Genomic DNA, 19,245 nt, shown 5'->3' with positions numbered 1-19,245 from the left:
CCACCTGTCAATTAGTGTGTGCCTCTGCCCACGCACATCATATAGAGCAGCGCTTCGTCCGAGCCGTCCAGCTGAAGCAAACGATTGAAATAATCGTCGGTAAAGCCCATCAGACCATGGGCGACCAGTCCGAGGCCAGATGACACCAGGATGAAATTTTCGCCGAGATGCCCGCAATCCAGATTGACGATCCGGTAGCCTCTCTCCCGGTATTTCCACTGGTTGCGCCGGAAATTGCCCACAAAAAACAGCGTGCAGGCAGCCTTCTCCAACCGATGGGAGGCGTTGACGTAGTCTTTCACATCCTGCGCCCGGTACCGCCCGGAGACAAGCAGCAATTCATGTTCATGCGGATGGTAGTAATACATCCCTTGGGGAACCTCTTCGACGTGCTCAATCAGCAGGTACACGTCGACTGGATAAAGGGCGCCGCCAGAGGGAGCGGCCCGGAGCGGATTGACGATCCCCTCCTGCCGGTTGCGCGCGATCGCGGTGACGCCATAGGAAAAGTAAAGCAGATGAGAGAGTTCTTCCAGCGTCATCGGCTCCGCTGCCAAAGGGAGCGTGCTGCGGCGGCGGAGGATCGCCTCCTCGATCGGCACCGTCCGCCGTTCGCGGACATCGGGGAGTTTCACGCGTACCGGGGCATAGCGAAAATCCTTGACCCCGTTGCTGATCACGCGCTGGATGTGGGGATCGATCAGCGAGGGCGGAAAAATGAAATCGTCTGGCCGCTGATGCTCATGAATCTTCGAGTTTTCATGATACAGCCGTGACAGCTCCGTATCCTGTCTGCCATCCGGCATATATTTCATGGAGGGCAGCAGCGGGCATTCCTGCGGGAGGAACCAAAAGCTGTCCTCGTACCCGCTGCTGCTCATGGGAAGCTGGTCGAGCCGTACGGAGACCCCATGCAAGTGAAGCTCGTCCAGCAACTCATGGGTAAGCGGGACAGAGTGCAAGGACCAACCATTCCGCTGAGCCGTTTGTTTCAAGGCAACCAGCTCTGCGTCGATATCCATCGGCGGATATTGCTGGCTCAACATGGTCCACGGCACGGCCAACTCTTCTGACGATGCTTCTTGTGCCCAAGCATCCTTTGGTGTGCTGCACCATGCTGCAGTCGGGCGGATCCCCGCGTCCTGCTGATAGGTGTACAGAGAAAAGGCATGCAGCAGCTGCTCGACAGCCCGTTCCAGTGCAGCGGAAAGATGAAATCCAAGAGCCAGCGTTCCCAACACATGTGGCAGCCCAGCCAACCGCAGAACAGCGGCGACTCCCGGCAGCCCATTTGCCTCGATTTTGTGTAACGCCAGCGTGCCGGACAGATCTTCCATGTTTCGCAGAACCGTGTGGAAGCGGGGGAAATGAGCTTCCCAGTCCACGATGCGAACGCTTTGCTGACGATTCAGTTGAAAATCAGCAGCGCAGCTTTGCTCCAGCACTTGGTAACACCCGGCCAGCTCCGCCAGCGCACCGCTTCCATGCAAGCCAATCCCTTCATACCACACCGAGAAGTCTGGCGGGTCTGAGGAAGACCGGTTCTGCAGAAAAGCCGCCAATGTGCGTTTGATGCTGGCGGCAGCCGCGTGCTCCCTGAGCGTGCTGACGCCGATCTGGTACATGTCCGTATCGTGAAAGGTCAGCTTGGATGCATAGGCGTAAAGCGGCATATAGGGCAGGGCAGGCATTTGCTTTAGCTGTACATATTCATTTCCAGTGTCCACAGCCAAAAAGAGCTGCTTCTCTACAGAAAAGGCTGCTGTCTGCATTATCGCGTCGCCTCCACCCATAGCTGCGGTCGCTTCGCGCTATCCGTACATACCGGACAGGCGGGATGCTTCCAGACGCGTTTATTGGCTTGCGTCAGCTGCTGGCAGTCCAGCTCGACGATCCGTCCCCAAGGGGTCTGCTTGGTCAGGGAACCGAACGCCTGATTGACCTGCATGCTGATCATGGCCGCGACCCAATGCATCGAGTTGGATTGGCAGGAGGTCCAGCCTTTGAAAAACGTTCGGGTCAAATCCTCATGCAAGGAGGAGGGGCCATCGGTGCGCTGATCATGCGGATGCATGTCCATACAGGAAAGGCAGGAGGAACGCTCAGGCCAGATCCAAGGGCCGATCGTGATTTTTTCCGGATCAAACAGGACAGGTACCCAGCGCATCTTGTGGTCCTGAAAGTACTTGTTGAGGGAGAAGAGCATCTCTTTTTGCGTGTGAGCCAAGGAAACGATGACCAAGGAGGAGGTGGGATCCATAGCAGCGATGGAGGGCAACGGCAGCTCCGCTTCAATCGTTACCTTGCAGCTGTTGGCGGTAAGCAACGGCTGCAGCATGCGGCTCATGGACAGATTTCCTGCCAGGTACACGCCTAGCTGCTTCAGCCGGAGAAAAGAGTCGAGCGGTTGTTCCTTGGTTCTTGCCAAATGGGTGTAAAGCTGGCGGTCGGCTTCTCTTTCCACATAGCCTTGATAGGCTTGATCGAGGGAAAAGAGGATGCCCATTTTCATCAATTGCGGAGCAACACCTTGCAGGATTTGCAAGTCGGTTGGGGAGAGGGCTTGATCTGCCGGAACCGTTCCAGTCAATTTCGGCAGAATGTTGCGGAAGAGAGCGTCGATTTGCTCGTTTTTCGCAACGCGATAGAGATGGCCCGCTGTCTGAATTTCGTAGGACTCGTCTTCGAGCTGGCGGAAATCAAAATCGGCACAAGAAAAGATCAGCGTGCTCAAATACATACCTTCCTTTCGTCAATGTAGTGAAAAAGCAGTTGGCGAAAGATGCGCTCAGCGGGCGATGAGGGGGGAGGTTGTAGCTATGGAATTAGTGAAAATTATATAGCATTGAGGTAAAATGTAAATGATTTCCTTGTAAAATTTTTGAAAATTGGTAAAGAAAAGGTATATTGAACAAATTTGTCGAAATTGTGAACGGACAAAAACGATTGGCATGAATGAACCTTTTCTCGCGTTTTCACGACGTAACGATTGTGGAGCAAAGTCATCCAAAAAGCTGGTTGAATAGGGGGTGTGCAGCATTACAGCGAACGGAGCGGAAAAGGAAACGGAGTATCGAACCCTGATTCGGCAAATCGCGAATGGCGATCGGAACGCATTTGAAAAGCTGTACCACCACTTTGTGGGTCCGCTTGCCGCCTACTTGAAAAGACGCTTTCATGACGAGCACCTCGTGTATGACATGATGCAGGAAATCTTTGTGGCCATCTGGAAAGGAGCCTCCTCCTACACGGGAAAAGCAGCCCCAAGCGCCTGGGTATTCGGGATCGCCCGGTTCAAGATGATGGATATGCTCAGGGAAAAATACAAGCGCAGCGAGCAGCTGGCGGCGTCTGCGGAAGACACGGACGGGCAGGGACAGATGCCGACGGAGCTGGATTTTTCCGATCAGCTGTCCACAAGCGTGGCGATACGCAGCGTCCTGGAAAAGCAGCCGCCGGATACTCGGGAGCTGGTGTCGCTCGTGTTTGAATATGGGTTCTCGTACAAGGAAATCGGGCACATCATGGGCATTCCCGAAGGCACGGTGAAAAGCAGGCTGTTTCACATCAAAAAACAGTTGAAAAACGAATTGGCAGATTGGGGGGCGCACTAGCATGGAAACAACCTGTGAAGAAATCCAAATGTCCTTGCCGTGGCTGATAAACGGGTCACTGAAAGCTACGGAGAGGGTAAGCGTTTACGCGCACCTGTCGAGATGTGCTGTTTGCAGGGAGGAAGTGAGCTTTCTCGTTTCCCTGCAGGAAGCCATCGCTCCGAAAGCGGAGGAGCAGCCGGCTGTGACGGGGATGGACACGCAGCTGCTTTTCCAAGCGATCCTGGAAAAAATCGATCAGGATCAAGAAGAACGGGAGCCAATCCAGCCCGTTCATTCCCCGCGAAACGAACCATCGCCGGATGTGCTCGCGTTGATCCAGGAAAGGTATCGTGATGAATGGGACGGTTTCCGCAATCGTCTGGAACCAGCGATGGAAGATCTGCGGGCATTCGCCCGTATCGTGAGAAGCTTGACCAGGTTGGCTGGATAGGAAAAGGCCGAAAAGAAGGAGAGATCATCTATGGATAAACAGCAAGTGAATGTCGAGGAAATTTCCAAACTGCTCGATTTGGCAACGGAAAAGGTTCCGGGTCTGATCCGCAGCCTGCTGCAGTCCTTTTACGCGGAGGAAGTCGCCAGCAGCATGGGAAAGGCGGTAGGCAGTCTGTACAAGCAGCTGATCGAAGCGGGATTGCCGCAGGATGTGGCGGCCAAAATGGCATCGGATTACATGGTTTCCTTGCGGGAAGTCAGCAAAGTCATGGGACTGGATGAGAGCCATGAGCGCTGAGCAGCAGGAGAAGGGAAAGCGGGAAAAGGACCATTACTCCGTAGGGGATGCCGGATTTTGGGGGATCGCCAATCTGACGGTAAGAGGGACCTACCTGTTGATGAGGCTTGGCACCATATGGGGAAAGACCGCCAAACAGAAGAAAAAGGCAGTCCGCGCTTTTGAACAGTCGCTGGTCAAAAGCGGCCTCCCTGCTGAGGCGATCGCCCAGCTCACGAAGGTATATCATGATGTGTTTGATTTATCCGCTTTGCTGGACTGGAAAACGTATCACACACGAGGTCAACGGAAAGAAAAGAAGCGTTGACCCCTTCTTTTAACTTCGCATTTACAATTATCCATAAAAATTGGAAAAATCTGTTGATTTCATCCCGGACAAGGTGATATGATGACGGTGGAGGTTGTACCAATCGGTAACAGTTCTATGTTATCGATGGGGGCAGCCTCTTTTATTTTGGGAAGGGAGGTAGAGTCGAGCATAGCCCCGGAATGATCATGCAGTGCCTCATAGGTAGATGTCAGAAACGCAACATCCAAAAACCAATTTTTAAAGGAGAGTGTTTTTCATGTTGTTGATCCTGGATGAAAAAACAAGCGTAGCACCTGAAGTGAACGAAAACTTTATCATCGCGACATCTTGCAGCTCCCTCGAGCTGGATATCATGGACGAGAAAGTGCAAGTAGCGCCAGAAGTGAACGAAAACTTTATCATCGCGACCTCTTGCAGCTCCCACGAGCTGGATATCATGGACGAGAAAGTGCAAGTGGCGCCAGAGGTGAATGAAAACTTCATCATCGCGACCTCTTGCAGCTCCCTCGAGCTGGATATCATGGACGAGAAAGTGCAAGTAGCGCCAGAAGTGAATGAGAACTTCATTATCGCGACCTCTTGCAGCTCCCTCGAGCTGGATATCATGGACGAGAAAGTGCAAGTGGCGCCAGAAGTGAATGAAAACTTCATCATCGCAACTTCTTGCAGCTCCCTCGAGCTGGATATCATGGACGAGAAAGTGCAAGTGGCGCCAGAAGTGAACGAAAACTTCATCATCGCGACATCTTGCAGCTCCCTCGAAATTGATGTAGATACCGAGTAGTTTGTAGCGGAATCCGCATAACCGGCCAAGGTGGTGAGAGAAATCTCGACGCCTTGGCCACCACTCTCCATTTTTGCTGACATCTACTTGATCGATACATAGCCATAAGCAAAGCAGTACACAGAAGGGAGGTCTTGTCATGATCGAGCTGAAACATGAGGTCAATCCGCTCGCCGTGCGTCCCATCTTGCCACCGGGGGTCAAGATGTTGGCCGTGAACGAGGAATTTGGCTATGTGGATTGTCCAGAAGGCTTGTTCCGCGTAAAAAGCCCGTTGTTTTCCCGATTTGTTACCCACGTGCTTCCATTGATGGATGGACAGCGCACGCTCGGGGAAATCGCACAAGAAGCCGCAAACCAGATGAATCTGGCAACCCTGCAGGAGATGCTCTACTCGTTTCGGGAAAAAGGGTTTGTCCAAGAAAAAATGGAAGGACCGGATTCTTCTGTCGCGTCCGCGTTGTTGATTACACGCGGAAAACTCAGTCATCACTTCCGGGCTACTTTCCAAACCTTCCAAATGCCAATAACGGTAATGAATGCAGACGATCCGGGAACCGACTGGGGGGAAAGCCTGGCTGACCATCACGGATTGGTCATAGCAGTTTCCGACCGTGTCCATGATCCATTGCTCTATCAGGTCAACCGTGCGTGCGTGGCAAAAGGGCTTCCGGTCTTGTTCGCCGGTCTGGAGAAAAAAGGGGCAGGCTACGTGGGTCCTTACTGGGAGCCGGGGGACATGCTGCCTTGCTTCGATTGTTTCCAGCTTCGGGTCAGCATGAATGATCCCCAAGGCAAATTGCGGCACGAGTATGCCCAGTACATCCTGGAGACGCAGGAGTTACCGGCACAGAGCGTGGTATCCTGGCAGCTGCTGGGCGAGTGGGCGAACCGGGTGGCAGCCGAAGCCATTCGTTGCATTCAAGATGCGTCCCTCCCCGCGTCGGTTAAAGGCAAGGTTGTCTGGTATAGCAATGAGGAAAAAGTCGTTTCCGAGGAGCATGAGCTGCTGCCTGTACCGCGTTGTCCCGCCTGCTATGCCAGACAAAAAGCGGAGAGCGAGCATCGTGAATATCCGAATAACCTGATGAAAGCGGTCAATCCGCGCGTTGGGCTGCTGCGGGATATTTTCTCCGTCCAGATGGGAGAAAAGGAACCGCGCATCTTTTCCTATGGGAGCACGACAACGGATAACTCTCTCATCCATAGTCCCATGCCGATCATGCGCCATTCCGGAGCGGGCTATGCGGAGCAGGATGCCATCTATGCGGCAGTGGGAGAATCCATCGAGCGATATGCTGCCAGCATGTATGACGAAGATCATTTGGTCTTGAGCACATGGGCGGAGCTGCAAAAGGAGGCGGTGCATCCCGAAAGCTTTGCGCTATTTTCAGCGGAACAGTACGCCCAGAGCGGCTTTCCGTACCAACGGTTTACCGAGCAGACGCCGCTTCGCTGGGTGCAAGGCTACGCATATCCGGACAAGCGTCCCGTATGGCTGCCTGCCTCTCTCGTCTATCTTCCCTATAAGTCTGTCAAAGGGGAGACGCGGATCGTCCCCTCGATCTCGACGGGGCTGGCTGCGGGCCCTTCCCTGCAAGCGGCGATTCTGGGCGGCTTGTATGAGGTGATTGAGCGCGATGCCGTCTCCATCTCCTGGCTGAACAAGCTGCCGCCGCGCGAACTGCCGTCGGACTTGATCGCGGCCTATAGCAGATGGGATCACGTATTCCCGACCGACAGCGGTATCACCTATAAATTGTATGACATGACGCTGGACATACCCGTACCGACCGTTTTGGCGTTTGCCCATCGGCCCGGCGAGGATCGGACCTTGATCCATGTAGGCGGTTCCTGTCGCCGCAATCCGCTCGCCGCCATCGATAAGGCGATGCTGGAATGCGCGCAGAGCTTCCCCTATATTCCGCAGCTGCTTTCCTATTATAAAGATTGGGTGCCGGGTCCGGCGTTCGAAAACGTGGACACGTTCCAGAAGCACGCCGTTCTCTACTCGATGTATCCGGAGCTGCAGAAGCAAGGCGGCTATTTGGTGCATCCTCAGGCAGAGACGCTGTTTCCATTCCGCCCGGTATCCCAAGCTTCCACGCTGACCGCTGCACAAGCATTGACAGGAACATCCGTTGAGGAAGATCTGAATGAAGTCGTCCGTTTGTTGAAAGAAAAGGAGCTGGACGTCTATGTCGTCGATCTGACCACGCCGGATCTGAAAAAGATCGGGGCGCATGTGGTGCGAGTGATCGTGCCGGGGATGCTGCATCTGTCCGGAAGCTTCACATACCGCCTGCTGGGTGGAAAACGGATCACGGAAGTACCGAAAGCCCTCGGCTTCTCGACGACTCCGACCAATCCTTATCCGCATCCATACCCATAGGGAGTCTGTTCATCATTTTTTCGTGAAAGGGGTGGAAGCCACATGATCTCATGCGACAAATTGCCGATCGTCAGCGGAGCAGATGAGCTGACAGGACATGTACAGGAATTCCAGAAGGACCCTCTCGCCTTGTTTCAACGTGCGGCAAGAGAGGCGGGGGATATCGCGCATCTGCGTTTTGGCCCCTATCCGTTTTATTTGATCAATCACCCCGAGTACATCGAAAGAATATTGGTTCACGACTACAAAAAATTCATCAAGCCAAGCATGAATGAATGGCGGCAGCTGTTGGGCCTCGGACTGATTACCAGCGAAGGGGAGCGGTGGATGCGGGAACGCAAGATGATCCAGCCAGCCTTCGTCCCTCGGCGCGTCAATGACTACACCGCGATGATCCTGGAAAAGACGAGAGCGATCTCGCGGAAGTGGCAGGATGGTAAGAGTCTCGACCTGTTTGAGGAAATGAAAAAAATCACGTTGTCTGTGGCGCTCCAAGCCTTTTTCGGATACAAGACGACGTTTGACTTTGAAATCGTGACGGCTTCGCTGCAAAGAATCATGGACTACATTTATGACGTGAATGCCAATCCGCAAAAAAGCGTGAATGATCCCACGCGGCTAGCCGCATTTGAACAGGATATCCAACGCTTGGATGACATGGTTTACACGATCATGCAGACCAAGCAGGAGGAAGCCGGACCGGAGGAAGGGGAAGATCTCTTGTCCATGCTCCTGGTCAAGGCGAAAGAAGAAGACCATCCGATCGGACCGCAGCAGATCCGCGACGAGGTCATCACTCACCTGATCGCCGGCTATGAATCAACCGCGACATCACTCGCCTGGACCTTTTACCTGCTCGCCCAGCATCCGGAAGCCGAAGCGGCTTTGCTGGCGGAGATGGAACGGGTACTCGCTGGCCGCGACCCGGAGCCTGCCGATATAGAAAAGATGTACTATGCGTCCGGCGTGTTTGCGGAAAGCCTGCGATTGTACCCGCCTTCCTGGTCGGTCGTGCGGATGGCAGCGGAACCGTTCGAGCTGGGAGAGCACCATTTCCCCAAAGGGACGCAGGTGTTCATGTCGACCTATGTGATGCATCGGAGCATCAAGTACTACGACAATCCCGATGCGTTTCGGCCGGAGCGGTGGAGCGGAGGATTGGGCAGGCAGCTGCCGACCTATGCCTATTTTCCCTTTGGAGGCGGGCCGCGCATCTGTATCGGGCGAGGCATGGCCATGCTTGAAGCCTTCCTCGTCATCGTGACCTTGTATCGTGAGCATCGCTTCACGTTGATGCCGGATCGTCCGGTGGAACCGATTGCTAAAATTACGCTGCAGCCGCGCACAGGGATATGGATGACCGTAGAAAAACGGAAAACGAGTAACCTATCGGGGGTGGGATTATGAATATCGATCTGAACATTTTCCCGGTTGCCTGGTACGCTGTGACCTGGTCGAAGGAACTCGGGAACAAACCGATCAAAGTGAGACTTCTCGGGAAAGATTATGTGCTGTTTCGCGATGAAAAGGGGATCGTGCGGTGTTTGAACGCCTATTGCCCGCATCGGGGGGCCGATCTGTCCCTCGGCTTCTGCCATGGCGGTCAACTGCAGTGCGCCTATCACGGGTGGCGGTTTGAAGGAGACGGTACGTGTGTAAGTATTCCGGCTCATCCCAACAAGCCGGTCCCGTCCATGGCTCATGCCCGGTCTTATCCGGTCAGGGAAGCCGCCTCGCTGATCTGGCTCTACCCGCAGCAGGTGGAAAACGAAGAGACGCTGCCGCCGCTCGGATTGTTCAAGGACTTATACGATGATCAATACACATTTACCCCGACGATGGTCACGTGGCAGGCTCATGTGACACGGGTTGTGGAAAGTATTCTGGACATGACCCATCTTCACTTTGTACATCGCAAGACCATCGGCCGCTATATGAAGCCTACGCTGGACCAGTTTTCCTTTACGGTGGAAGGAAATAACTGGGACATCCATGTGGACGGGGCGCACATCGAGTTCATTTTCCCGCAGCACATGATCCTGCGCAGGCCATGGGGCGGCAAGCGCTCCTTCATCAACTACTACTGCTTTACGCCGATTGACGAGAACCAGTCGAAAGTGTTCTGTGTGACCGGACGCAACTTTGCCCGTCACATTCCCGGCATGAACAAGTTTTTCATGAGCTACAACCTGAAGATTTTCAATGAAGACAAACCGATCGTGGAGAGTCAAAATCCGATCTCCATTCCGGAAATGATGCAGCTGGAGGTTCACGTCGACTCCGACGGCCCCCAAGTGCGTTATCGCCAGCGCTGGTATCAGTTTTTGCAAAATAAATTGGAGCCGCGGATCGACGTGCACGAGCAGCGTCTGAATATTCTGCGGAGTTAGCATGAAAAAAACACGGCTGCGCCAGTCTTTGGGCGGCATGAAAAAACGCTCCTATCCCTTTTGAGGAAGGAGCGTCTCTATTTCTGGAGTCAATCGTTTTATGCGTTCATCTGCTCATAGACGAGCCAGCCAGCGCCGATCACACCTGCATCATTGCCCAATGTCGCTGGGAGAATCTCGCAGGAATCAGCGAGAAACGGGAAGGCGATATAGTGGGTGAATTCCTTGCGTATGCGAGAGAACAGGATATCTCCCGCCGCGGATACACCGCCCCCGACGACGATTTTGGAAATGTCGAGCAGGTTCGCTAGATGGGAAAACGCCAAGCCGAGATAGAAGGCCACGTCGTCGATGATCTTCAGCGCCTCCTGATCGCCAGCATGAGCGGCATCAAAGATATCCTTGGCACGCAGGCTGCCTTTTTCGGACAGGACTGTCGCTAAGTGTGAGCTTTTTCCGGTCTTAGCCAGCTCGGTGCCTTCGCGGATGATCGCTGTCGCAGACGCGTACGTTTCCAGGCATCCGGTTTTTCCGCAATTGCAGGCAGGGCCTGTTCCAGGCGTCATGGTAATATGCCCGATCTCTCCGCCCACGCCGTTCTTGCCGCTGATCACTTTTCCGTTCACGATCACGCCGCCGCCGACCCCGGTACCCAAGGTGATCATGACCATATCCTTGGCGCCTTGGCCTGCGCCTTTCCACATTTCGCCCAGCGCCGCCACATTGGCATCATTGTCGACATAGACAGGGAGCCCCGTCACTTTTTCCAGCTTTTCTTTGAGCGGAACCTGCTTCCAGTTGAGGTTGACCGCCTGAAACACGAAGCCCGTTCCGGCTTCCACGGGTCCCGGCACCCCGATGCCCACTCCGGCTACCTGTTCTTTGGAAGCGTTTGCCGTTTCCAGTATGTATGTAATCATTTGATCGATTTTCGCAATTACTTGATCGTCACCCGCTGGTGTCGGTTCTTCTAATTTGTGAACAATTTCACCTTCCGTGGAAAGCAAGGCCATCTTGATGCTGCTGCCCCCCACATCAACGCCTACAATCACACGCTGAGTCATCCGATTATCCTCCATTGACACAAAAAGTGCCCTTTTTGTATATCTTACCATGTAACGTGCAGCATAGCGATTCCCAAAATTGGCTATACAGGATATGATGAGATGAGTAAAAAGATTAAAGGTTTAACACGGAAGAAGGGACAGGAAGTGAAAAGAGCGCGGCTCATCTATAATCCAAGCTCAGGACGTGAAATCATCCGCCGCCGCCTCCCAGACATCTTGAACCTGCTTGAAGAGGCTGGATACGAGACATCCACCTTCGCGACGAGAGGCGAACATGACGCGACCGAGGAAGCAGAGCGTGCTGTGGCCCGTGGATACGATGTCATCATCGCGGCTGGCGGAGATGGCACGATCTACGAAGTGGTCAATGGCATGGCTGAGAAAAAAGCGCGCCCGGCCCTCGGCATTATTCCTTGCGGCACGAGCAACGATTTTGCCCGGGCAATCGGCGTGCCCCGATCGGTGGAAAGGGCTTGCCGGATCATCTCCAAAGGCCAGACGAAAAAGGTCGACCTGGGCCGGATCAATGATCGTTATTTCATGAATATTGCGGGCGGAGGCTCGTTGACCGAACTCACCTACGAAGTGCCAAGCAAACTGAAGACCCTGATCGGACAGCTCGCCTATTATATGAAAGGTCTGGAAAAGCTGCCTTCGCTGCGCCCCACACGCATGCGTCTCGAGACGAAGCGAGGGGTCGTGATCGATGACGAGATCATGCTGTTCCTGATCGCCAACAGCCATTCTGTCGGGGGCTTCGACAAGCTTGCGCCGGGTGCAGATATCAGCGATGGCAAGCTGGATTGCATCGTCGTAAAGAAGGCAAGCCTACCGGAAATCATTCGTTTGGCCACGCTCACCATACGTGGGGAGCATCTGCGTGATCCGCATATCCTCCATTTTCAGACAGATTATCTGAAGGCCGTCTCGCTTGGAGATGAGACAGTTCAGCTTAATCTGGATGGAGAACTGGGCGGACAACTGCCCTGTGAGTGCTGGGCGCTGCCGGGACATATCGAGGTGTTCGTACCCTAGGGGCATGTGAGCGAAGGCTTGCACCCCTGGGGTTTCCTCAGGTTAGGCCTGTTGTTTTTGTGAAATCTAGACGTTGCCAAAGACTTGGCGCAGCCAAGTTTTTTCTAAAAAGATAAGAGGTAAGGAGAATCGATGGAGTGGGAAAGACAGCGAAGAAAAAACGAGCTACACCGAAAGCAGCAGCACGTGAACATACATATCCCGTATCGCTGGGACAAGTTGTCGAGCTGGAGGTGACCGGGCTGAACCACGAAGGGGCAGGCGTCGGACGGCACGAAGGCTACACGCTGTTTGTGCCAAAAGCATTGCCCGGAGAACGGATCCGCGCCCGCGTCGTCCATGCGAAGAAAAATTTCGGCTTTGCCGACTTGCAAGAAATCCTGCAGCCCAGCGCCAACCGGGTGGCACCGCCCTGTCCGGTCTTTGACCAGTGCGGGGGCTGCTCCCTGCAGCATCTGGACTATGCCCAGCAGCTCCTGCATAAGCAGCAGATCGTCAAAGACAATCTGCGCCGCATCGGCGGGTTTCCGGTGGAGGGAGAGGGAGCGATTCCGGTCCATCCGACGCTCGGCATGGACAACCCGTGGCGCTATCGGAACAAGGCGCAGGTGCCGATCGGCGAGCGCGAAGGCGGACTGATCGCAGGTTTTTATGCGGAAGGCTCTCATGACATCATCGATATCAATGCCTGTCTGATCCAGCACGAAGCCAATGATGAAGTGGTGCTTGCCGTCAAGCGGATTGCGTCGAAGCTGGAAATCCCGGCCTATGACGAGGTCAATCATACCGGGCTGCTGCGTCATGTGGTGGCGAAGGTAGGGGCCAGCACGGGAGACGTCATGGTCGTGCTGGTGACCACAGAAGCGTTTATTCCACGCCGGGAGCAGCTGATCGAAGCGATTCGCCTCGCGGTGCCTGCGGTGAAGAGCATCGTGCAAAATATCAACGAGCGGAAGACGAATGTCATTTTTGGCGACGAGACGAAAACGCTCTGGGGCGACGATGTCATTTATGACTATATCGGGCCGATCAAGTTTGCTATCTCGGCAAGGTCGTTTTATCAGGTGAATCCGGAACAGACGCGGGTGCTGTATGAGAAGACGCTCGAGTACGCCGGGCTGAGCGGAGAGGAAAATGTCATCGATGCCTACTGCGGGATCGGGACGATTTCGCTCTTTTTGGCGCAGAAGGCGAAGCGGGTGTATGGTGTGGAGATCGTGCCTGAGGCCATCGCGGATGCCAATCGGAATGCGGCGCTCAATGGGATTGAGAATGCGACCTTTGAGGTGGGGCCTGCTGAGGTGGTGATTCCGGCCTGGAAGGAGAAAGGCATTCGGGCGGATGTGATCGTAGTGGATCCGCCGCGTAAAGGCTGTGATGAGGCGTTGTTGACGACGATTCTGCAGATGAAGCCAAAGCGTGTGGTTTATGTGTCTTGTAATCCTTCTACGCTGGCACGGGATTTGAAGGTGTTGGAGGAGGAGTATGTGGTGCAGGAAGTGCAGCCGGTGGATATGTTTCCGCATACGGGGCATGTGGAAAGTGTGGCGTTGTTAAACCGTAAATAATTATATGAAACCCTTGAAAATCAAGGGTTTTCATTTTATATGTCTTACATCAGTGCAAAAATTTACCACATTTTGCCCACATATATATTCGTTGGTAATAAAGACCAAAAGGTCATTTGATTAATTTTAGGGGATTGATTATAATGTTTCGATAAGAGATAACAAATTGATAAGGATACTCTCTGGATGATGTTAACTTATGTTGGTTATCATGGGAATGAACTTGAAATAATAAATGATGCATGTGAGAGCGAAAAACATCATAAAAGTACTGGCGATACTCATTGGTACGGAGATGGAAAATACTTTTTTGAAGATAGCCCAGTAGGTAATGGTTTAGATCATGCCCATGCATGGAACTACAAAGAGCAAAAAAAGGACGAAGAACGAGTCCTGCAATCTACAAAGCACTTATTAATGTCGAGCAGTCTAGATTGTTTAATCTAGAGGATCAGAAAACCTCTGAACTTTTTAATGAGTTGAAGAGGAATCATCTTTCCACTATACTTCTACTTGCGGCAAGAGCTGGAAGAAAACCAAAGCCGAACTGGTATTATCCCCTCACGGTAGACAGTAAAAAAAGAGTTCATGCTATCATGGACTCATTACTGTTGACCGGAGGGGATTTTTTTATGCCACCAAAGAAGGGACAAGCTTTTACTCAATATAGTGAGGAAACAAAGAAAGAAGTTGTTCGCTTACGGCTCGAGGAACAGTGGAGCTATGCGATGATCCGAGAAAACTCGGTATAAAAAGTGATGCACAAATCGTAAATTGGGTTCGCAAGTACCGGAATGGAGAATCGTTTGAGGATTATCGGGGACGCTGGAACAAGAAGCATTTCAGTAGCGTGGAAGAAGAAAAAGCTTATTTGAAAGCACAGGTGGAATACCTAAAAAAGCTCAATCCGAATCTACAATGGGGAGGGAAGTTGGATAAGCAAGCCCGGTTTAGGACCATCGAAAAAATGAGTCAGACATATCTCATTGTAATGTTATGCAAGATTGCGGAGGTATCACGGGCTGGATTCCACAGGAGAGCTTCCTTGGGACCACGTGAAGCCCGCATGGAGAAAGATACTCTTCTGAAGGGGCATATCCTTGGCATCCATCGACTTCGACCTTATTTCGGGTATATACGTATGCGAACAGCCCTTAGTAAAGAAGGACTCCGAGTAAACCACAAAAAAGTACGTAAGCTCATACGAGAGTTGGGAATTCGCTCGGTGATTCGGCAGAAACGTCCCTTTGCAGGACGGAGACCATCTGTTGTCTTTTCGAATGTTTTCAATCGAGGATTCACAGCAAATACTATCTTGAAGAAATTTGTAACGGACATTACCTATGTACGAGTTGCACATGATTTCGCCTATTTGTCGGTGATATTAGACCTTTGCAACAATGAGGTCGTAGCTTGGGAGATGTCCTCCCGCAACGATCTGCAACTCGTTCTAAATACGGTAGGACATCTGAAAGCCAAAGGTGCCATTCTTCACTCAGATCAAGGCTTTCAATATACAACCAGAAGATATAGGGAATTATTAGAAGAGAAAGAACTCATCGGAAGTCATTCCCAAAGAGGAAATTGCTTTGATAATGCCTGTATTGAATCGTTCTTTTCGCATCTAAAAACGGAGAAGCTATACCTTGAAAAGCCTAATACAGAGGCAGAAGCACAGAAAATGATTGCGGAATATATCGATTACTACAACAATGAACGATTCCAGAAAAAACTCGGCGATCCGCTCCCCGGTTGAATACCGTGAAGCGGATCGCCGCATAAGTTAAACTTCTTTTTTTACTGTCCACTTGACGGGGCTATGACCACCAGTGCCTGCTACCCTTTTTATTTATCATTAATAGTTACTCTTCTGTCGTCACCATATTCTTTGCTTCGAGTAGGAACTGGTACATTTTGGACGAATATTAGAACAATAAGATAGAATTTTAGTTTATTGGAGAGATATTTGTGAAAATTGAAAGCCAGGATGTTAAACAGTTAATTACTAGTACAAAATTATTTAGCAATAAGGCCAGTATTTTCTCACTGTTAGCTTCATTTTTAACTTTACTAGGCTTTTTTATATACATGCTAGGTTATTCGTTTTTATATGGTTTTTATTTTGGAAAAGATCAAGATGTCCCTACGTCTATCCTAGAATTAATAATAGCAGCGGTCCCTTTTAATTTTTATACAGTTACAGTAATGGGTGTTTTTGTTCTTTTATTATACAGTTTTTTAGTTTCTTTAATATTTTATATAGTCAAACCATCAAACCATGTTAAAACGTGGAAGACTACTCTTCAAAAAATCATGGCCGTATGCGTAATCATATTTGTTGCGCATATATCAATATCGATTATTTTCTTTGGAGAGTTTAAGAATAATCTTGCTCAAATAATTGAAATGGGAATCTTTTTTTGGGTTATTTTCTTCTACTTTTTAGTATTTTCGATTTGGGTGATAAAGTCTTCAAAAAGACCAAGTGCAGGAATTAGCGGGTTGTTATATGCCTTAATTATTTTATTACTAATCGGTCAATATTCAGGAATTCCAATTGATGTTCAGGGTACAATATTATTATTTATTTGTTTTCCAATAGGAGTAATTTTGGCGAGATATAACAAAAGCAATTTTTTGATATATTATCCATACATTGCTGTAATTCTATTATTAATTTCACGTAAATTAATTGGATTGAATATAAATATTAGTATTTTTTTATCTCTTATCATAGCAATTATCTTTAGCGGTATATTTGAAAGGGTAAAGCAAACTCTGGTACATTTGTACAGTTTGTTGAAAAGAAAATTGCAAAGAAATGTTGTAGAGATTGTAGATACTACTAGCGATAAGGTTAACTGGAGAGTTACTTTTCCAGTTATGCTAATTATGTTAATTTTTGCAATAACCACAATAATTCCATATACATCTTACATAACAGGTAAGATTATGCGTTCTATGATCCCTGGAAGAGCAATACAAGTTATTGAATACAGTAACGGTACAAAGAGCATTTGTGGTGAACTTGTTACTTATAAGGATGGTGTATTTTATATCTCCAATACAAAATGGGAAATAGTGATATTAAAAAATTTGGATGTAAACGTGCAATTTAAAGAAGACAATGAAACAAGATGTAATTAAAATTACTTGACCACATCTTTGACCACACTTTAAAGTTATTTACAATGTCATGCGATGAACTAGGATAAATTTAGATTATAGTAACCCGCAGAACGATATAGTTCCGTAAAAAAATTTATTTTAAATTACTGCCTCCACAATACGGGGCATGTGGAGTGTTGTTCACTGTTAGTTTGGAATGGTGTAAATAGCAATTAAAGTCATCTCAAAGCCTAAATAGTCGAATTAAAGCCTAAAAAGGTCATCTTAAGAGCTAAGCGAAATTCAGGGGTCCATTCCAGTTTTTCCTCGGCTTTTTTGACTTTTTTTGACTTTGACATAGTAGGGATTTCAAAATTTGTTTTTACAACAGTTATTGGTTAGATAAATGGCCAAGCCCTTACTAAAAAGGAAAAAGAATTACTTGTTAAAATTAACGATTTCAAAGTGAAAATTTACCTTGAGTCCACAAAGCAAGGTAAAAGATTTGTACACCTTATCTGAAATGGTGGACGAGTTCAAGGAAGCAATTTAATGATCGAGGCATATAAAGGGCGGAGACTCGCCTTTTACTATTTTCAAAGGCAGAATAATTCGTAAGTCACAATGTTCCAGAGAAAACTCATACTGTACCGTTTTTCTCAATAGCACTTAAAATTTAGAAGGAAAACAGGAGACTTGCATAAGTAAAAAAGTAAGAATAAAATAAGAAAATAGTATAAATGAATAAAGTGGTTTGAGGTGGTTGAATTGGAAATAAAACTCTTTTATAAAACACAGAGGGAACTTGCCGCTGTTTTGAACAGTATAGTTGATGCGTACTGGGAAAATGACTTGAGCGAAGAGGATTTAATTAAAAATGTTTTAGAGGTCTACACCAACAATACAAAAAAAATCCTAAAGCATAATGAATTTACTACGATCCTCAAGCAACAGTGCGGAAAGAGAAGGCTTGAGGTTATTGGAAGAATTCTACATATGAACGGACAACTACAAGGTGAACATTTCGCGGTATGAAAGAAGGGAGCTGAACCATGTCTCAAGAATTAGATTATAGTGCGACTTTAACAGGAGCTTCTTTCATGTTTTATGAATTCAAACAGGTGGTAAGTCTTAAGTTACAGGGATATGATGAACAGGAAATTAGGGAGAAAGTCCTTGTGGAGAACCTTTTCCAATACCAGGTAAAAGCGAGTTTGAAACGAAGTATGCCTTCGGTATTAAGAAGAGTAGCTGTATTGGATGATACTCTGAGAAAAATGGTGTTGGATGAATCTCTGGAGACGGGTAAAATAATCAACCTCTATGCCATCATGAAGACTGACAGGCTCTTTTTTGAATTTATGAACGAGGTCATTCGGGAAAAGCTTGAATCGAATGATTATTTATTGGAGAAGAAAGACCTCAATCTCTACTTTACCTCTAAAGCCGAGCAAGATTCTGGGGTGGCTGGATGGACAGAACAAACCGTGCAAAAACTTAAAAACGTGATACAACGTATCTTACTTGAATCAGGTATTTTGAAGGATAAGAAAACAGGGGAACTAAATCGGCTGCTAATGGATGAACAATTGAAGAGGCACTTTATTAACATTGGCGACATTGCTTATGTAAAGGCAATGGGTGCATGAGAGGATACGGCATGGCAAATTTGCGAAAGAGACTCGATAAGGTCATACCCAAGATAAAAGAAGAGAAATTTATACAGGGCAGAGGTCTTGGTAACGAGATCAGTTTTTATGTATTTGATTACGAGCCTGAACATGAGTTAGTTGTTCGGGACTACATCATACATATCAAGAAAGAATTCAGCCACGAAGGATCAAACCGTAAGATTATCGAGTTTGACCTGTACAAGATGCTCATCGAGATTGCAAAGGATAAGCGGATTTTCGAGCGGATCTTTCAAATGGAGGAAAAGCAGGGGAAGGATGCTCTTTTTAAGGCAATGACTAATTTTGCAAAGCCCGATATCTTCCTACAAAAGATTAAGGAACAGATGCAGGATCATAATGTGGTTTTCATTACTGGAGTAGGGAAAGTGTATCCCTTTGTACGCTCCCATAATATCCTGAACAATTTGCAAGAGGTGCTCGATAAAATTCCAGTCATTATGTTCTTTCCAGGCAAATATGACGGGTTATCTCTTCGCTTGTTTGATCGTTTCAAAGACGATAACTATTATAGAGCATTCCGATTAGTTGACTAACCAAGAGGGGGAAACGG

At 49.2% G+C, this 19,245-nt stretch carries 18 protein-coding genes and 1 pseudogene; 16 read left to right on the top strand and 3 right to left on the bottom strand.

From position 1 onward, the window contains the following. Positions 1-11: 11 nt before the first annotated feature. Positions 12-1,772 (bottom strand): SagB/ThcOx family dehydrogenase, encoded by a 1,761-nt coding sequence (locus tag EIZ37_RS12300; RefSeq protein ID WP_167568825.1) that lies wholly within the window; start codon positions 1,770-1,772, stop codon positions 12-14. Next, positions 1,772-2,734 carry a TOMM precursor leader peptide-binding protein gene (locus EIZ37_RS12295; protein WP_167568823.1) on the bottom strand — a complete coding sequence of 321 codons (963 nt, stop codon included), beginning with the start codon at positions 2,732-2,734 and terminating at the stop codon, positions 1,772-1,774. The genes EIZ37_RS12300 and EIZ37_RS12295 overlap by 1 nt, the downstream gene beginning before the upstream one ends. Positions 2,735-3,029: 295 nt before the next feature. Here EIZ37_RS12295 and EIZ37_RS12290 point away from each other — a divergent pair, with 295 nt between their 5' ends. From EIZ37_RS12290 to EIZ37_RS12255, 8 genes are all read left to right on the top strand, one after another. After that, positions 3,030-3,614, top strand: a complete 585-nt coding sequence (locus EIZ37_RS12290) for an RNA polymerase sigma factor (RefSeq protein ID WP_134684903.1) — start codon at positions 3,030-3,032, stop codon at positions 3,612-3,614. Between the two features lies 1 nt (position 3,615). Continuing rightward, entirely contained in the window at positions 3,616-4,047 is a 432-nt protein-coding gene (locus EIZ37_RS12285; RefSeq protein ID WP_134684902.1) for a zf-HC2 domain-containing protein, read from the top strand. Positions 4,048-4,077: 30 nt separating this feature from the next. After that, positions 4,078-4,347, top strand: coding sequence for a hypothetical protein (locus EIZ37_RS12280; RefSeq protein ID WP_134684901.1), 270 nt, complete (start codon positions 4,078-4,080; stop codon positions 4,345-4,347). Further along, the gene (locus tag EIZ37_RS12275; protein WP_134684900.1) at positions 4,337-4,654 is read left to right on the top strand and encodes a hypothetical protein; all 318 of its coding nucleotides are present in this window, start codon (positions 4,337-4,339) and stop codon (positions 4,652-4,654) included. The genes EIZ37_RS12280 and EIZ37_RS12275 overlap by 11 nt, the downstream gene beginning before the upstream one ends. A 259-nt stretch (positions 4,655-4,913) precedes the next feature. After that, the gene (locus EIZ37_RS12270; protein WP_134684899.1) at positions 4,914-5,441 is read left to right on the top strand and encodes a hypothetical protein; all 528 of its coding nucleotides are present in this window, start codon (positions 4,914-4,916) and stop codon (positions 5,439-5,441) included. 139 nt (positions 5,442-5,580) lie between these two features. Continuing rightward, positions 5,581-7,833 (top strand): TOMM precursor leader peptide-binding protein, encoded by a 2,253-nt coding sequence (locus EIZ37_RS12265; protein WP_134684898.1) that lies wholly within the window; start codon positions 5,581-5,583, stop codon positions 7,831-7,833. 42 nt (positions 7,834-7,875) lie between these two features. Next, positions 7,876-9,240, top strand: coding sequence for a cytochrome P450 (locus EIZ37_RS12260; protein ID WP_134684897.1), 1,365 nt, complete (start codon positions 7,876-7,878; stop codon positions 9,238-9,240). After that, positions 9,237-10,223 (top strand): aromatic ring-hydroxylating oxygenase subunit alpha, encoded by a 987-nt coding sequence (locus EIZ37_RS12255; protein WP_134684896.1) that lies wholly within the window; start codon positions 9,237-9,239, stop codon positions 10,221-10,223. Before EIZ37_RS12260 ends, EIZ37_RS12255 begins: the two co-directional genes overlap by 4 nt. 98 nt (positions 10,224-10,321) lie before the next feature. On the opposite strand, the gene EIZ37_RS12250 is transcribed toward EIZ37_RS12255, so the two are convergent. Continuing rightward, on the bottom strand, positions 10,322-11,287 hold the full coding sequence (locus EIZ37_RS12250) for an ROK family glucokinase (RefSeq protein ID WP_134684895.1): 966 nt from the start codon (positions 11,285-11,287) through the stop codon (positions 10,322-10,324). Positions 11,288-11,434: 147 nt separating this feature from the next. On the opposite strand from EIZ37_RS12250, the gene EIZ37_RS12245 reads away from it, so the two are divergent. The 8 genes and pseudogenes from EIZ37_RS12245 to EIZ37_RS12210 all read left to right on the top strand — a co-directional run bounded on the left by EIZ37_RS12245 (position 11,435) and on the right by EIZ37_RS12210 (position 19,228). Continuing rightward, positions 11,435-12,325, top strand: a complete 891-nt coding sequence (locus tag EIZ37_RS12245; protein WP_134685006.1) for a diacylglycerol kinase — start codon at positions 11,435-11,437, stop codon at positions 12,323-12,325. Positions 12,326-12,462: 137 nt separating this feature from the next. Beyond that, positions 12,463-13,893, top strand: a complete 1,431-nt coding sequence (rlmD, locus tag EIZ37_RS12240; protein WP_134684894.1) for a 23S rRNA (uracil(1939)-C(5))-methyltransferase RlmD — start codon at positions 12,463-12,465, stop codon at positions 13,891-13,893. A gap of 186 nt (positions 13,894-14,079) precedes the next feature. Continuing rightward, positions 14,080-14,340 carry a hypothetical protein gene (locus tag EIZ37_RS12235; protein WP_134684893.1) on the top strand — a complete coding sequence of 87 codons (261 nt, stop codon included), beginning with the start codon at positions 14,080-14,082 and terminating at the stop codon, positions 14,338-14,340. Between the two features lie 185 nt (positions 14,341-14,525). Next, positions 14,526-15,680: pseudogene (locus EIZ37_RS12230) on the top strand (IS3 family transposase). A 181-nt stretch (positions 15,681-15,861) separates the two neighbouring features. After that, positions 15,862-17,040 (top strand): hypothetical protein, encoded by a 1,179-nt coding sequence (locus tag EIZ37_RS12225; protein WP_134684892.1) that lies wholly within the window; start codon positions 15,862-15,864, stop codon positions 17,038-17,040. 720 nt (positions 17,041-17,760) lie between these two features. Next, complete coding sequence (locus tag EIZ37_RS12220) at positions 17,761-18,036, top strand: TIGR04540 family protein (protein ID WP_235827981.1); 276 nt, start codon at positions 17,761-17,763, stop codon at positions 18,034-18,036. A gap of 17 nt (positions 18,037-18,053) precedes the next feature. Beyond that, on the top strand, positions 18,054-18,650 hold the full coding sequence (locus tag EIZ37_RS12215; protein WP_134684891.1) for a DUF1819 family protein: 597 nt from the start codon (positions 18,054-18,056) through the stop codon (positions 18,648-18,650). Between the two features lie 11 nt (positions 18,651-18,661). Next, entirely contained in the window at positions 18,662-19,228 is a 567-nt protein-coding gene (locus EIZ37_RS12210; RefSeq protein WP_134684890.1) for a DUF1788 domain-containing protein, read from the top strand. Positions 19,229-19,245 lie beyond the last annotated feature (17 nt).

It is taken from the genome of Brevibacillus migulae, assembly GCF_004521915.1.
GTDB classification, from domain to species: Bacteria; Bacillota; Bacilli; order Brevibacillales; family Brevibacillaceae; genus Brevibacillus_F; species Brevibacillus_F migulae.
The sequence above is the reverse complement of the archived record's forward strand: the minus strand, read 5'-3'. Positions and strand labels throughout refer to the sequence as shown.

What these genes read in the sequence shown, in the direction of transcription:
- EIZ37_RS12250 (WP_134684895.1), bottom strand. Translation starts at nt 11,287, where the DNA reads ATGACTCAGCGTGTGATTGTAGGCGTTGATGTGGGGGGCAGCAGCATC.
- EIZ37_RS12285 (WP_134684902.1), top strand. Translation starts at nt 3,616, where the DNA reads ATGGAAACAACCTGTGAAGAAATCCAAATGTCCTTGCCGTGGCTGATA.
- EIZ37_RS12255 (WP_134684896.1), top strand. Translation starts at nt 9,237, where the DNA reads ATGAATATCGATCTGAACATTTTCCCGGTTGCCTGGTACGCTGTGACC.
- EIZ37_RS12300 (WP_167568825.1), bottom strand. Translation starts at nt 1,772, where the DNA reads ATGCAGACAGCAGCCTTTTCTGTAGAGAAGCAGCTCTTTTTGGCTGTG.
- EIZ37_RS12275 (WP_134684900.1), top strand. Translation starts at nt 4,337, where the DNA reads ATGAGCGCTGAGCAGCAGGAGAAGGGAAAGCGGGAAAAGGACCATTAC.
- EIZ37_RS12280 (WP_134684901.1), top strand. Translation starts at nt 4,078, where the DNA reads ATGGATAAACAGCAAGTGAATGTCGAGGAAATTTCCAAACTGCTCGAT.
- EIZ37_RS12210 (WP_134684890.1), top strand. Translation starts at nt 18,662, where the DNA reads ATGGCAAATTTGCGAAAGAGACTCGATAAGGTCATACCCAAGATAAAA.
- EIZ37_RS12265 (WP_134684898.1), top strand. Translation starts at nt 5,581, where the DNA reads ATGATCGAGCTGAAACATGAGGTCAATCCGCTCGCCGTGCGTCCCATC.
- EIZ37_RS12215 (WP_134684891.1), top strand. Translation starts at nt 18,054, where the DNA reads ATGTCTCAAGAATTAGATTATAGTGCGACTTTAACAGGAGCTTCTTTC.
- EIZ37_RS12270 (WP_134684899.1), top strand. Translation starts at nt 4,914, where the DNA reads ATGTTGTTGATCCTGGATGAAAAAACAAGCGTAGCACCTGAAGTGAAC.
- EIZ37_RS12235 (WP_134684893.1), top strand. Translation starts at nt 14,080, where the DNA reads ATGATGTTAACTTATGTTGGTTATCATGGGAATGAACTTGAAATAATA.
- EIZ37_RS12260 (WP_134684897.1), top strand. Translation starts at nt 7,876, where the DNA reads ATGATCTCATGCGACAAATTGCCGATCGTCAGCGGAGCAGATGAGCTG.